This window comes from Flavobacterium sp. SH_e (assembly GCF_025717045.1).
Taxonomy (GTDB): Bacteria; Bacteroidota; Bacteroidia; order Flavobacteriales; family Flavobacteriaceae; genus Flavobacterium.
The window spans coordinates 36,912-53,529 of sequence record NZ_JAOVZN010000011.1 but is presented as its reverse complement, the minus strand read 5'-3'; the positions used below and the strand labels follow the sequence as shown (position 1 = coordinate 53,529).

General features: G+C 33.6%; 8 protein-coding genes. All 8 read right to left on the bottom strand.

What is annotated here, in order from left to right; all coding sequences use genetic code 11:
• Positions 1–88: 88 nt before the first annotated feature.
• Complete coding sequence (locus OD917_RS21575) at positions 89–1,726, bottom strand: sodium:solute symporter family transporter (RefSeq protein WP_263525449.1); 1,638 nt, start codon at positions 1,724–1,726, stop codon at positions 89–91.
• A 54-nt stretch (positions 1,727–1,780) separates the two neighbouring features.
• The gene (locus OD917_RS21570) at positions 1,781–2,923 is read right to left on the bottom strand and encodes an acyltransferase family protein (protein WP_263525448.1); all 1,143 of its coding nucleotides are present in this window, start codon (positions 2,921–2,923) and stop codon (positions 1,781–1,783) included.
• A 120-nt stretch (positions 2,924–3,043) separates the two neighbouring features.
• A complete protein-coding gene (locus OD917_RS21565) occupies positions 3,044–6,181 on the bottom strand; it encodes a glycoside hydrolase family 2 TIM barrel-domain containing protein (RefSeq protein WP_263525447.1) in 3,138 nt (1,045 codons plus the stop codon).
• Positions 6,182–6,365: 184 nt separating this feature from the next.
• Positions 6,366–7,253, bottom strand: a complete 888-nt coding sequence (locus tag OD917_RS21560; RefSeq protein ID WP_263525446.1) for an inositol oxygenase — start codon at positions 7,251–7,253, stop codon at positions 6,366–6,368.
• 300 nt (positions 7,254–7,553) lie between these two features.
• A complete protein-coding gene (locus tag OD917_RS21555; RefSeq protein WP_263525445.1) occupies positions 7,554–11,588 on the bottom strand; it encodes a two-component regulator propeller domain-containing protein in 4,035 nt (1,344 codons plus the stop codon).
• A 52-nt stretch (positions 11,589–11,640) separates the two neighbouring features.
• Positions 11,641–13,482, bottom strand: a complete 1,842-nt coding sequence (locus tag OD917_RS21550; protein WP_411970408.1) for a metallophosphoesterase — start codon at positions 13,480–13,482, stop codon at positions 11,641–11,643.
• A 233-nt stretch (positions 13,483–13,715) separates the two neighbouring features.
• Positions 13,716–14,279, bottom strand: a complete 564-nt coding sequence (locus tag OD917_RS21545; protein ID WP_263525443.1) for a hypothetical protein — start codon at positions 14,277–14,279, stop codon at positions 13,716–13,718.
• Between the two features lie 17 nt (positions 14,280–14,296).
• Positions 14,297–16,600 carry a GH92 family glycosyl hydrolase gene (locus OD917_RS21540; RefSeq protein WP_263525442.1) on the bottom strand — a complete coding sequence of 768 codons (2,304 nt, stop codon included), beginning with the start codon at positions 16,598–16,600 and terminating at the stop codon, positions 14,297–14,299.
• Positions 16,601–16,618: the final 18 nt, after the last annotated feature.

The following is a 16,618-nucleotide window of genomic DNA, read 5'->3' as shown; positions in this document are numbered from 1 at the left end:
TTATGTCTTCGCGTATTTTTGAGCAATTTCTAAGATTTTCTTTTTAAATAAAACTTCGTGCCTTTGTGTCTTTGCGGTAAAACAAAAACTACCAGAAAACAGTGTACAAAGCCACTAATATTCCGCTTATAATAAAAGAACCTATAATAAATTCCGAAGACACTTTAAACATCGATTTATCAACTTCAATTTCATGCATTTTAGATTCTATTTCAGAAACTGGTTTTGCTATACTAATTCCAGCCATTATAAATACAATGATGAAGAAAACGATAGTCATTCTATCTAAGAAAGGATAATCTGGAAAAGCGCCTTCGGTCCACATTGGCAGGAATTTTAAAATTGCTGCAATTGGCACAGTAAGCAATGCTCCAGCCAATCCAGCAGTTGGAGTTGTTTTTTTCCAGAACATTCCTAACAAGAAAATCGCTAAAACTCCAGGTGAAAAGAATCCAACGTATTCTTGTATAAATTGATATGCCTGATCTAATGATTTTAATGCAGGAGCCACAAAAGCCGCAATAATCATACAAACCACAACACACCATCTTCCTGTACGAACCAGTTTTTTTTCTGATGCTTGAGAATTGAAATATTTTTTATAAATATCTAACGAAAAAATAGTCGAAATACTGTTAGCCTTTCCTGCCAAAGAAGCCACAATTGCTGCAGTTAAAGCTGCTAACGCCACACCTTTTAGTCCTGCTGGAAGTAAATTCATTAAAGTGGGGTAAGCGTGGTCTGGCTTTAAAACTCCTGCAGCATCTACCATTTCCTGCTGAAACATTCCGTTTTCATGCATTACAAACATGGCGATTCCAGGCAAAACAGCAATAACAGGAACTAATAATTTTAGAAAAGCAGCAAATAAAATTCCTTTACGCGCCGTTTTCAAATCGGCTCCTAACGCTCTTTGAACGATATATTGATTACATCCCCAATATGCTAGATTATTAATTAACATTCCTCCAACTAACACCGACATTCCAGGCAATTCATTATAATGCGGATTGGATTCGTCTAATATCATGTGTAAATGATCTGGTGCTTCTTTAGCAATTACAGCAAGTCCTTTTAGTATATCTTTTCCAAAACCAAACTGATCCGAAAGTAGTGTCAAGGCTAAATAAGTTGTTACTAATCCACCTAAAATTAAAACGATAACTTGAAACATATCTGTGTATCCAATTACTTTCATTCCGCCCAAAGTCACAATCACAGAGAACAAACTCAAACCGATGACACAAAACTGAAAACTTACAGGAGCTATAGATGAAATAGCTAAAGCACCTAAATAAATAATTGAAGTAAGATTAACAAACACATAGATTAACAGCCAGATAATTGCCATAATTGCGCTTACTGTACCGCTATATCTTTTAGCTAAAAACTGTGGCATGGTAAATATCTTATTCTTCAAATAAATTGGCAGAATAAACATTGCCACGATAATTAAAGTCGCTGCCGACATCCATTCGTAAGAAGCAATTGCGAGTCCGATTGCAAAACCAGAACCGCTCATTCCTATAAAGTGCTCTGCTGAAATATTAGAAGCAATCAAAGAAGCTCCAATTGCCCACCAAGTAAGCGATCCTTCAGCTAAAAAATATTCATTTGAACTTGTTGCGGCAGTTTTTTTGCTTCTATAAATATACATTCCATAGGTGGTCACTATGATAAAGTAAATAAAGAAAACAATGTAGTCTGCGGTTTGTAATACATTCATAATTTTGTGGTTATTGTGTGGTTAGATAGTAAAATGTATTTTAAAATTTAAATTCTAAATTTTTAAAAACCATTTTCTCTTATATAGAAAGTAAAGTAAAATAAGTTGTACCGTCGTGACGGATAAAGTGGCGAAAACAGGTTGCCAAATAAGTGGCAAGAAATTTATAAGTCCACCAAAAACATAATTTGCCGTGTGTTTAAAATCAACTAAACCTTCGGCAGCAATGTAAATTAGAATAGAATTTGAACCAATCAAAATTAAAGGAAATGCCCATTTTTGAAAACCAAATAAATCGATTATCACATAAAAAAGGACAAAAAACAAAATACTGAATCCGCCAACAAAACATACAAAAGAACTCGTCCATAAATGTTTGTTTATTGGAAAACTAATATCCCAAATCAAGCCTATAATAATCAAAACTACAGCTGTTAAAGCCATTAAAAGCATTTTTACCTTTATCGAAAATGGACATTTTGCTTTTAAAAACGTTCCGATAAAAACGCCTAATAAAGCGGTTCCAATAGCAGGAAGAGTCGAAAATATTCCTTCTGGATCATAAACTGTACTATGCAATCTTCCTGGCAAGAAAAGACGATCAATATAACCTTCTAATGAACCCTCTTTGGTTAAAACTCCTGCTCCAAAATCTGGTACCGGAATCCATTTCATTGCTGCGTAATAACCAATCAGAATACTAAAAAACCAAATCAGCTGTTTTTTAAAATCAAAATTCAAATAAATAATTCCAGCAAAAAACCAAGCTAGTCCAATTCTTCCCAGAACACTTGCAAAACGTGTCTGATCAAAGCCGTCAAATCGTAATAATCCATTCACAACAAAACCTAGAACCAATAAAATACAGGTTCTTCTTAGCATTGATAAATATATTTTTCGCTTTTCGGCTGCAGGTAAATCTTTCGGAGATTTTACGCCAGCCATCTGTATTTTTTTTTCAAAAGAATAAGGCATCGAAACGCCAGCGACAAATAAAAATATTGGAAAAATCATATCATAGAAGGTAATTCCATTCCATTCTGCATGATGCAATTGTGATGACATCCAGATAAAAACAGGAATTGGAGCTGCTTTGGCAAGAGCATGAACAATATGTTCGCCACTCATAATCCAAAACATTACAAATCCACGCAGTGCATCTAAAGAAATTAATCTTCCATTTGTAGAGTTACTCATTTTATTTTAGTATTCAGTGGTCAGTAGTTAGTTTATATGTAGTGGTCAGTGGTCAGTTTTTAGTTTTTAGTGTTCAGTTTAGTNNAAACTGAACACTAAAAACCTGAACACTGATCACTGTCAAAAAATTGGTTTAATAACAAATCCGTAGCTATATTCGCTTTGGGTTAAAGTATATTGTTCGTGTGGCGGTGCACCCCAGCTGTTGTCACCTCCTACACCGCGTTGAGTCAAATCGACACAAACAACAACTTCATTTCTTGGAGTAATGTCACTGGAATGAATATTCTTTTTAGAAATTCCTCCGTCAAAATCACTTGGATAATTATTCAAAGTACTAATACCTAAAGGTTGCAGACCTTTTATTTCCAAGCCATTTCCTTTATTGCTTGATAATTTAAACCAGCGTATATCTGTCTTGTATCCATTTTCTTGTGGGCGTGTATAAGGCACATACTGGTCTGCAACTTTACTAGTATAAATTCCTTTAAATGAAGAAGTTTTTCTATCTGGATAGTTTTCTAATGGTCCTCTTCCGTAATAATCGAGATTTTCTAATTCATTTTTTAAAGTGAAAATCATTCCAAAACGTGGCAGTTCTGGCAGCGGATTATTTCCTTTTTTATAAGAAGCTTGAATCTCTAAAGCATCATCATTTTCTAATGCATATTTGATGGTATAATCAGAAGCAACATCATTTAATTTTAATTTTGCAACGATGTATTTCTTGCCGTTTTCTTCAATCTGCTGAATGCTTTCTAAAGTGGTGTTTTTTCCAGCTGTTCTCCAAACATTCGTTCTGATCTGCATTTTATTTCCAATATCATTATCCGTTGGAGCTCTCCAGAAATTAGGTTCAGGATATTGTTTAAAATATTCTTCTCCTTTTAAGCTGTAGTCTGAAATTAATCCAGTCGTTTTACTGATTTTAACTGTAACATTATCCGATGTTAATACAAATTGATCTCTCTCATCCTGAACTTTTGCAGAATTTACTTTTTCAGATTTTTCGAAATATTTCCCGTCTTCGATTATAAATTGTTCTTTAGCAATTTCAAAGTTCTGAGGCAGTATTTCTGAACCAGTTTTGGTATAAGCAAAAACATTCAATAAATACTCTGTTCCTTCTTTTGACTCTAATTTTGGCAAATCAATTTTAAACTGCTTTTTTGTTTTCGGATCTAACGCAACATTAAAAGTCCCTTCTTTAATTATTTTTCCATTTTCTAAAACTTCATATCTAAAACCGTATTTATTCAAATTTGTAAATCCAAAATCGTTATTAATTTCGATTACACCATTTTTAATATCCACGGCTTTAAATAAGATATTCTGATAAACTTTCTTTACTTCAAAAGCTCCAGGATGTGGCGTTCTATCAGCATAAACTAAACCGTTGTGACAGAAGTTTTCATCATTTAAATAATTCTGGCTTCCCATATCTCCGCCGTAAGCCCAGTATTCTCGGCCAGCTTCATCTTTTCTTTTATAACCCTGATCTACCCAATCCCAAATGAAACCTCCTTGCATATTTTTGCTTCCGCGGATAATATCCCAATATTCCTGAAAATTTCCGCTACTGTTTCCCATTGCATGCGAATACTCACACATGATATACGGGCGTGAAACTTCTTTTCTTGCTGCATATTCTTTCATGTATTCTATCGTTGGATACATCGGACAAACGATATCTGTGTTTTCGTTTTCTTTTGCTTGTTCGAACTGAACCAAACGGGAATTATCTCTTTTCTTGATCCATTTATAGGCTTCATGAAATACAGGTCCATTAGCACTTTCATTGCCTAATGACCAAATAATTACAGATGGCATATTTTTATCTCTTTCAACAAGACTATAGATTCTGTCCAGATGCGCTTCTCTCCATTCTGGAAGATAACCTGGATTCGTTTTTGGATTCATCCATTTTAAAGGCTGTCCCTCTACTCCCATTCCATGACTTTCTATATTGGCTTCGTCTACCAAAAACAAACCGTACTTGTTACATAATTTGACCCACAGAATATTGTTCGGATAATGACTGCAACGAACCGAATTAATATTCAGTTGTTTCATCATTTTGATGTCTTTCATCATCGTCGCTTCGTCTTGATAATGTCCCGTTTCGGGATTATGTTCATGAATATTAACGCCATGAACCATTAATCGTACTCCGTTTACCAATAATTGTCCGCCTTTTAATTCTACTTTTCTAAATCCGATTTGTGTTGAAACCGTCTCTACAATTTCTCCTTTTTGATTCTTTAAAGTCAAAAGGAGAGTGTATAAATTTGGTGTTTCACTGCTCCATAATTTCGGACTTGAAACGTTTTGAGAAAAATTAAGAGTCTGAATTTTTGAAGCCTCAAAATTGATGTCAAACTCTTTGTTAAAAACGTTTTTTCCAGAAGCATCAACTAATTTTGCAACTAGTTTTTGATTGTTGACAGAAGTCGAAGTCAGATTTTTCAAACTCACATCAACATTTAAACTTCCGTTTTTATATTTGGCATCTAAATCTGGTTTTGCAAAAAAGTCTGAAATACGAATATTGTCTGTACTATACAAATACACATTTCGGTCAATTCCAGAAAGTCTCCACATATCCTGATCTTCCAGATACGAACCATCGCTCCATCTGTAAACTTCTATTGCCAAATCATTTTTTCCAGGTTTTAAATATTTCGAAATATCAAATTCTGCAGGGCTTTTCGTGTTTTCAGTATAACCCACTTTTTCTCCATTTACCCAAATATACATGGCTGCAGTTCCTGCTTCGAAATGAAGAAAAACATGTCGGTCTTTCCAGTTTTCTGGCAGCACAAAATCTCTTTTATAAGAACCAACCGGATTATCCCAATGATTAATGAAAGGCGGATTTTTCTCAAAAGGATAAGTTATGTTCGTATAAATTGGCACACCATATCCGTTTAGTTCCCAATTTGATGGCACTTGAAGTTCCTTCCAATGTAAAGTACTGAAATCCGTTTTGTAAAAATCTTTCGGGCGCTCATCTGGTGTTGGCGACCAAGCAAATTTCCATTTTCCATTTAAAGAAAAATACCAAGGTGAGTTTTCATATTTATCAATTATGGCAGAAGTTTCATCTGCATAAGGAAGAAAAGCTGCTCTTGCGGGTTCTCTGTTAATTTGGAATACTTCAGGGTTTTCCCAATCGTTACGATCCTTTTCCTGAGCCGAAACAGTACAACAAAGTACAATCAGGCTGAATAAAAGTATTTTGGTTTTGATTTTATGCATTATTTTGGTTTTAGATAGCTGGCAGTCAATTTTTTTTTAACACATAGAAACATAGTTTCTCTTTATCTCAAAAGGCGTTTCACTTATTAGAAAAACACATAGCTATGTGTTATAAACTAGTTTCTTTTAATAAATCTTTTTGCGCTCAAAAAAATCTATGTTTCTATGTGTGTATATAACCTTTTTAAAACTTCAATTTTTCTGGCAAATATTTAGCAACTAATTCTTTGTAATAAGGAAGCAATGCTTTTACATCTGGTTTAACTGGAGCTTTTGTATACAAATCGTACGGATTGAATTTTCTAACCCAGTCAAACATTTCGATGTCTTTTTCATTCATTAAATGTGCGTATGCATTTTCTTTATGCTGAGAATAAAATGAATGGTAACGAATCATGTATAAAGCTGGATCTGGAAGATAATCTTTCATAATCTGGTACAAATATTCATCGTGACCCCAGCTCATTTTTACCTTATTCAATCCGCAGTTTTCTGTGTAAACGCCAAATTTTGTATTGAATCTTTCGTCTGTAAAATCTGGATTTTCTTTAAAAAATTCTGAATAAACAATTTTATCCGAATAGGCGCATCCAACAGGAAATGTATCTCCAACCACTGCCCACTGCGGTTCTCCAAACAAACATAAAACTTTACCCAAATCATGGATGAAACCCGTAAGCACAAACCAATCTGGATGACCATCGGCACGAATGGCTTCTGAAGTTTGTAAAAGATGTTGGGTTTGATCTAAGTCAATATCTGGGTCGCTGTCGTCTACAAGTGTATTCAAAAAATCAACAGCTTCCCAGATTGACATTTCTTTTCTATTAAACTGCAGAAATTCTTGTTCTTTACTGCATACAAAATCATAAGTTTGATAGGTGTGGTTTATTCTATAAAACTCCTTAACTGTTTCTACTCTTTCTGAATCGACATAGTTTCTGAATTCTTCTTTCTGCTTTTCTTTTACGCTTTCATTTTCTTCAGAAGGATCAGGATATCGCATCAACAAATCATCTTCCCACTCATCTAAATTTTTCAACGGATTGTCTGTGTCTATATGCTTTTTCATAATGTTAAATAGTTAAAAGTTACAAGACAAAAATAGAATTACATATTCCTTTCAAAATGGATTAATACATCAAAAACATGGATAATTTTGATTTTTGTAGGATTTTTACATCTTTAATTGCTTTTTTTATCATTTCGCCCGAAGGGAGAAATCACACTCGGGAATCTACAAAGATTGGATATTAACTTTACGGAATTTCTTGTGTGATTTCTCCTTACGTCGAAATGACAAACAAGAAGCAAAAAATCTTTGTCAAAGTTTTAAACTTTGACAAAGATTAATAGTATTAGAAATATGTTTCTAATTAATAATTTTACTTGGAGGAAAACCAAACTGCTTCTTAAAACAACGACTAAAATACAGTGGATCATTAAACCCAACCAAATTTGTTACTTCCGAAACATTATACTTTTTCGTTTTCAGTAATTCAGCCGATTTTTTCAAACGAATCGTTCTAATAAATTCATTTGGAGCCAAATCGGTTAATTCTTTAATTTTTCTGTATAATTTCGAAGAACTTACGCCTAATTTATCACACAGAAAATCAGTCGAAAGATCGACTTCGCTTAAATTATCATTGATAAGATTAGTCACTTTTTCCATAAATTCCTCATCAATAGGAGAATGTGTCAGCATACTTACTTTGCTTTCTACTTCGCCAGAGAATTTTTGTTTGAGTTCTAATCTCGATTTGATCATATTTTCGATAACCGTTTTAAGCAATAACGGCTCAAAAGGTTTTACCAAATAACCATCTGCACCTGTGTCATAACCTTTTACCTTATCCATATTTTCAGAAAGCGCCGTAAGCATTACAACTGGAATATGACTGATGAATTCATCATTTTTAAGCTCTCGGCAGAATTCTAATCCGTCCATAACAGGCATCATAACATCCGTAACACATACAATTGGTTTAATTTGTCTGCAGATTCTCAGGCCTTCTTCACCATTTTCTGCGTCATAAACCTTATAATAATCAGATAAATAATCAACCAGATATTTTCTAAGTTCACTGTTATCTTCAATTACCAAAATTTTCTCTTTTAAGTCGGTGTTCTGTATGATTTTCTTAGCTGCTTTTTCAGGAATAAGCATACTCAAATTGTCATTTTTAATAGCATATTCAAACACCTCTTTACTTTCATAAGAGGCTCGATCAATAGGAAGTTCAACTCTAAAAGTACTTCCTTTTCCTGGCATACTTTCTACAGAAATAGCTCCTTTATGAATCGCTACTAAAGATTTTACTAAAGATAAACCAATTCCCGATCCAGTATTATTGGCTTTGCTATTGGTCGCCTGATAAAAACGTTTGAAGATTTTATCCTGACTTTTTACAGGAATACCAATTCCATCATCCGTTACTTCAATTACCAAAATATCTTCAACCGTATCTTTTAGTCTTATATACAAATCGACATTTCCGTTTTTATTGGTAAACTTCAAGGCATTCGACAAGAGATTATACAAGATTTTATCATACTTATCATTGTCCAACCAGCCGTTTATTTCATCGTCTTCAGAAATAAAATTGAGCTTAATTTTCTTGTTATAAGCCATTTCCTTAAACGAATCGAAAATGTTTTTTGAATACGCTAGAATATTTGTCTGAGTAACTTTCAGTTTTAGTTCGCCCGATTGTGCTTTTCTAAAATCCAATACTTGATTTACTAAATTCAATAATCGGCTTGCATTCTGATAAATTAAATTATATCGGCTTTTTTCGTAATCTGTTGCGTTGCTATTTTCATCCAAAAGTTGTTTTGCCGGACCTAAAATTAGCGTTAAAGGCGTTCTTAATTCATGCGAAATATTAGTGAAAAAACGTAATTTCTCATTATTCAATTTCACATCGTGTTCTCTATTTACTTTCTCTGTAAGCAATTCTTGCTTTAAGCGAATTCGGTTTTTGATTTCCTTTCTGATGAAATAGAAAACACCAAATAGAATTGCGAAAAACATTAAAAACGAAGTTGGTGTCAGCCAAAATGGAGGAAGAATTTTTATTTTATAAGAAACCGTTTTGCTCCAATATCCATCACTATTACTTGACCTAATTTTAAAAGTATAATTTCCTGGATAAAGGTTGGTATATTGAACACTTCTAGAAGTACTACTGGCTGTAATCCAATGTTTATCAAAGCCTTCCAGCATATATTGAAACTTGTTCAGTTTTTCGTTTGCGAATGAAGGAGCAGAAAACTGAAGAGAAAAATTTCGGTTTTTATAACTTAATTCAATTTCATTTCCATAATTCAAATCTTTTGAAAGCGGAATTTCTCCATTAATTTCCATTTCAGGAAACACCTCTTCATTCTGGATTTTAAATTCTGAAATCACTGGTAATGGCGACCAATTATTTCTCTTCATTCCGGGTGGAGAAAAAGAAATAATTCCGTTTTTACCGCCTAGAAAAATATTAGAATTATTAAAATAAAAGAATCCGCTTGAGCTAAAAACGTCTAGTCGGTTACCACTATTTACGTGATAAATGCTAATATCCTTCAAATTCGATTTGACGAAAGCGATATTATTGTTGTTGATATTCAGCCATAAATTTCCATTAGCATCTGATAAGATATCAGTGATCCATTTTCCAGAAAGTTCTTTTATATTTTTTACAGGCTCAAATTCGTTCTTTTTCGGATTGTACAAACACAGCCCAAAACGGGTTGAAGCCCATATTTTTTCTTTTACATCGACTAAAACGTCACTCACATTTTCATCGTGAGGCACGCCTTTTTCTTTTATAAAAAGTGACGAATAAGTCTCAATTTTTCCTGAATTGATATTGTATTTTACAACGCCCGTTTCTGTGGCAAACCAAACATTATTTTTGGCGTCTCTTTCAATGGCATTAATTTGAAAATCAGGCAAAAGTTTACTCGAGGTTTCTACTTGTAGCGTTTTTGTATTTAGAATTACAGCTCCTTCTCCAAACGAACCAACGATCATTTTATCATCTGTAATTTTTCTAAAAGCAAAAACAGGAGATTTCTCAAATCCTGAATGAATTTCTCTAGAAGAATTATTTAAATAATTGTAAACCAAAATGTTTCCATCCCAAAGACCGCAGTAAAAAATCTTTCCATCATCAGAATATATACTTGCAATGTCTTTTCCAACATTGTGCAAAGGCGTTGAACCCTTTATGTTAGAAATAAAAAGTCCGCTATGATAAGTTGCCACAATTACTTTCTCGTCATACGTTTTGGCAAAACCTCTTATTCGTGGTGCCTGATTGCCAATTGAACGCGAAATATCTTTGTTTAAAGTAAACTGATTTTCATAAGGATCATATTTATCCAAACCATCTTCAGTTCCAATCCACAAGACACCAGATTTATCGAAATAAAGTGCTGAAATTAAATTGTCGACAAGCGAAGTATCATCTGAAAGAATAGAATAATACCATTTGTAATTTCCTTTCTGAATGTCTTCTAGCTGATCGCAAACCAGCAATCCGCCCAAAGTTCCAACCCAATATTTGCCGTCTGGAGCTTTTGCAACTGAAAGAAAATAAGGGCCTAAAGCACCTCTAACTTGTTTGTTGTCGATATATAAATTAACAAACTCATTACTTGTTCTATCCAATTTATACAAACCTTCACGAGTCCCAATAAAAATGTCCGATTTCGCATCTTCATAAATAAAATTGATGTATGGATTTTTGATATTAGAAAAGGGTACAGAGAGCGTGTAATAGTTAATTTTTACGATCGCTCCCTTTGCATCCATTGTTATTTTTGCAACCGATGACTTTTCGTAACTCCCAATCCAAATATTTCCTTTTTTATCTTCAAATATTTCTTTGACATAGTCAAAACCCTTTAACGGAATTTTCTCAAATCGGTTTTCTTTCAAAAAGAACATATACATTCCTTTTGTTTTTGTCCCTACCCAAACTCTTTTGAATTTATCTACATAAACAGCTCTAACTTCATCATCTGGAAGGCTATTTGCATCGTCCTTTTTATTAAAAAAAGTAGTAAAAACATGCGTATCCATTTTGAAAAGAGTCAGTCCTTTTCGGGTACCAATCCATAAATGATTAGAATCTTCATCAAGCTCTAAAGCCGTAATATCGTCATTGTATAATTTGTTTTTCCCAGGCGTAGAACTCATGTAATTTTTGAACTGATAACCGTCAAAACGATTTAATCCAGAGAAAGTTCCAAACCACATAAATCCTTTTTTATCCTGTACAATATGACGTACTGAATTATGAGACAGTCCGTTATTATCATTATAATGCGCGAATTTTATATTCTGTGAATAAGAATGATAAAAAACGGCAAATAACAAGAATAGTATAAAGGATTTTTGTCTCATGAAAATAAATTATATATGCAATTTAATCTTTTTGATTTAATAAATATCAAAATTATTTAACAGATAAATTATCAATTTTGTTATTTTTCAAATCAATTTTAAAATGATCGGAAGGCTCGCCATTCATGGTTTTAAGAAATATTTCTGCCCACAAAACCATTTTTGGATCATTTGACTTTTTTAACTGCCTGCATATCAATTCGTATTGCGTTAATCTTTTATTTCCAATTTCTGGAATAGCCAATTCATCAGCGTTCTTTAAACGATAAAAATCGAAAATCATATCGAATCCTGTCCAAGATTCAAAATCTGAAAGAGTTAGAGAACTATTTTTCAAATCTTTAGCGACTTCTTTTTCATTTTCATTTTTATTTGTTTCCAGTAACTCTTTGCCAGAAAGTTTCTCGATCGACTTTAAGAAATCGGCTGGAAAATCTTCAGGCAAGAATCTTAAACGAACTAATTCTTTTAAATGCCAGTTTGTAAATGCTGTATAATCTTTTGCCTCAAGTATTTCTTTATCCCAAATAGAAGCACTTTTAATATCTTTTAAATGAGCATATTCTTCTTCATAAAAAGGGAATAGACTATTGAATTTAGCCACTTTACCCACTACAATCGTTTCTACTTCAAGTTCTGAATTAGAATGAATGGTCAATATTTTGTAAGCGGGCATATAAGCCGCAAGAGATGGCGTCTGAATATTAAAAAGTGTATTCCCTTTTGCTGTTGTTCGAACGCCTGTATCATTAATGTGCATATGTCCTCCAAAATGAACCTGAATTCCGGCATCGGCAAATTGTTGGGCGACTTCTTCGCTCGGAACTCTTTGCAATTGCATTTTGTTAGCGCCAAAAAGTTCTTTCAATTCAGGAGAAGCATTATTGTTAAATTCTACCATTGGATAATGACTAAAAGCGATCAGAATTTTACCTTTTTGTTTCGCTTCTGCGGAAACTTTTTTCACCCAATTGATCAAATGGCTTTTATAAATTAGAACGTTATTGTATCCCGTATTCGCACCAGAAAAATCATTCGGATTATTAGGCAATCCTGATAATTTCTCGTTTGGAACATAAGCATTGGCATCAATAGCCAAAAGCCAAATGCCTTTTATTGGCTCAACTAAATAACTTGCATCCGGAAGAAATAAATTGGTATTTTTAATTGAATACGTTCTTTTTTCTAAAACTGATTCTTTTTGAGCTTTTTCGAAATTATATTGCTCATAAGTGTAGTCAGAAAATGGTGTTTCCCAATACAGATCAGTCTTTTTTGGAAAAAAACCAAAATCACGCATTTCTTGAATGGTTTCTTGATAACCCCAATTTTTTATATCGGCAGTTATAATGGGTTCAAGTTCTATTTTATTTTTATTGAAATTAGATGTAGAACTGCTGATAATTTGTTCTTTTCCATCTTTTCCTAAAAAATCAGTTTTTACAGCATCTTGCGAAAACGGTCTTACAACATCATGATTTCCTGTCGTTATAAAAAAGGAAATACCATGTTTTTGAGAATATTCATCGAGAATTTTTCTTAATCCGCGAACATGAACAGGCTGTCCATCATCGCTAAAATCGCCTGGAAGAACGACTTCTTTAATGCCTCTTTTTACAATATCATTTAAAGCTTGTAAAAAGGCAAAATAATTTTCATTGAAAATTCTGGTAGAATGCAGCTGGGAATTCATTGTTCGAATATTGGCATATTCGCCCGTAACTGGATTTTTTATTCCCTGATAATCATTGTCTTCAAATTTTGCGAAAATATCCTGTAAATGGGCATCGGCTATAAAAGCAATTTGAATCTTTTTCTCATGAGCATGCTGTTCTGTTTTGCAGGAAATCAGAACTAAAACAATCAATGAGCAAAAGATATTTTTGAATGACATTTTATTATTTGATATTACAATAGAGACCTTACAGTCCCGAAGCCTCGGGATTAAAAACTTGGCAGGCCTGTTATTTAATTTGAAACACATAGAAACATAGAAATTGAAGCTTGTTAAAAGGCGTTTCACTCACATGAATGCACATAGATAGCTATGTGTGAAAACTAGTTTTTTTAAAACTCTTTTTAAATTCTTAAACCTATGTTTCTATATGTTTAAAATAAACATTTTTATTAATCTACCACTTTCACTAAAGTTGGATTAATCCCTAACGGATTCTTGATTACTTTACAGATTAAAGGAAACTCAGGATTTTTCACAATCCACATTTCGGTTTCGTCAATCTGCGCTTTTACATGCAATGCCTCGATTAATTTTCCATCAATAGAAACTCCGTTTTTATCTTCGCTTTTGTCGAGAATATAGGTCGTGTTGTTATACACAAAAGAATTGTTTTTGATTAAATTCTGATAAGCTGACTGCGAAATCATAAAAAAAGTCTCATTCGGTTTTAAGTTTAAAACTGGCCCATATTCACCTTGGTTAAAACTTAAGGCATTTCCGTTTTTTACTGCTTCAGAAAGCATTACTATTTTACTTTTTACGCCTCTTGTTTCCAGTTTAAAAGCCAACTCCTCTTTTGAGGTTTCAGCCGTAAGCTGCAAAGTTCTGGTTTGTCCGTGCAATTTACAAACATAATGCAGTTGCGTATTATTTTTTAAGGTTGGAATATAATTCTGTGCTGTTCCTTTTTGATAAACGGTACAGAAAATAATCATTAAAAATATATTTTTCATCTTGCTTATCGTTTTATTTATTTTGCTGGCGGTAAAATTGTTGTTCCCCAAGCCGAAGGTTTTGAATCCATTTCTAAAACTAATTCTCCTCCATTATTAATATCATCATGTGTAATCCAAGCTTTATTATAAGGCTTTCCGTTTAGCAAAGCGGTTTTGATGTATCTGTTTTTATCACTCATTTTTTTAGCCGAGATTTTAAAACTCTTGCCATTTTCTAATTTCATGACAGTTTCTGTTATCAAAGGCGTATTAATCAAGTAATAAGGTTGTCCTGCATTTGGGTACAATCCCATCATGTGGAATGCCAGCCACGAAGACATTGCTCCAGAATCATCGTTACCTGGAAGTCCTTCTCTTGAAGTGTTGAAATTATTTTTGATAATCGTTCTAATTCGATCACTGCTCAAATACGGTTTTCCAATCCAGTGATACAAACAAGGCGTTAGAAATGATGGTTCATTGGCCACATTAAATAAATCATTATCAAAGAAAATATCTAATCGCTTTTCAAATGCTTTTTCTCCTCCTGATTTACGAACTAATTCTGGAATATCATGCGGAAGACTAAACGAATATTCCCATGAAGTTCCTTCGTAGAAAAACACGCACCAATGGCAAACATACCACGGCGATTCTATAATAACAGGTGTATATTTAAAAGTTGGTTTCTGAATTTTCGATTCGCCAAAAACAACATCATCAAGCCAGTTTCCATCTTTATCTTTTGGCATGATAAATCCTTTTGCTCCGTTGTTCTCATAATCAGATCGCCATAAATTCTGCCAGCTATCTGCCTGTTTTATATAGTGGTTATAAAGCTCCATTTTACCTAATCCTTTAGCTACAGTTGCAATATTATAATCGTTGTAAGAGTAGTCAATTGTTCGGTTTCCTGCACGGTCTGTGCCGTAAGGAACATAGCCTAATTTCAGGTAATCTAAAAGTCCGCCACGTCCTTCTCTTTCTTCATTTCCTCCTGGAGGCACTGTAGCATCTTTAAGCATAGCTTGAAGTGCGAGTTCATAATCTATTCCTTTTAAGTTTTTTACAAATGCATCAGCAATCACAACCTCAGCATTGGAACCGCCTTGGGTTCTTCCGTTATCATTGCCACTTCTTCCTTCCGGCAAATAGCCTTCGCGTTTATAAATATTCAGCATTGCATTGATGATATCTACTTTTCGTTTAGAATCAATAAGTGTTATTAATGGACTTGAAGTTCTGAATGTATCCCAAATTGTATAAAAATCATCATAATACGGTTCATCATTTGTCCATAACGGATTTTCTCCTGTGCGGTCAACTGGCATAATCATGGTATGATATAAACCTGTATAAAACATTTTTCTGTACTCTTCGGAAGTATCTTGAGATAACTGAATTCGGCTTAATAAATTTTCCCATTTGTTTTCTAAAGTGGATAAAACTTTATTAAAATCCCAATGCGGAATTTCGACTTCTATATTATTTTTTGCTTTCAATTCGCTTAAAAAAGAAATTCCGATTTTGACATTTAATTCTTCTTTCCCATTTCCGAAAGAAAGAAGTGCCGCTGTTTTTTTGCCTGAATCAAACTGTGCTTTTTGATTGTTATAAAACTTTCCATCTTTAAAAGTGACAAATTTTGCAATTGGCTGGTCAAAAACTGCCCAGAAATAAACTGTATAAGCACGCCCGTTATTCCAGCCGCCTCTTATTCTGCTGTAGCCTCTTACTTCGGTATCTGAAACTATTTCGATTTGAGAACCCACAAACTGCTGTGCTTCTCTGGCATCTGGAATTTTTTCTTCTCCTAAGAAAAATCCTGGATCAATTTTTAATTCTTTCGATGCATTTTTTGGATACGTTATACGATAAAATGAAACTTTCTCTCCTGTAGTGATTTCCGTTTTAATATTATTTTCTTTGAAAACGGTTTCATAATAACCCAGTTTTACATTTTCCTCCGCTCTGAAAGAAGTCTGATCCATTTTATCTAAAGCTCCAGAAAACGGCATGATCTGAATATTGCCGTATTTTGGGCCTCCACCTGTTCCGCTGACGTGCACTTGGCTGAAACCCGTTACCTCTTTAGGCATTGGAAGCCATCCGCTGTTTGGACTCGAAGTGCAATCAGGACTTGGTTTTACCATTCCGTATGGACACGAAGGCCCAATAAAAACCCTGCCCACTCCTTCTGAACCGATCATTGGATCAACGTATTGGTGAACTGTTTTCTGGGCGTTGCTTGTAATTGTAATAAGAAATGATATTCCTAAAAGAAAGATAAACTTTGATGATATTTTCATTGTGGTTATTTCTTTGTTTTTTGTTGGCATGTATAATTATTTTTAATA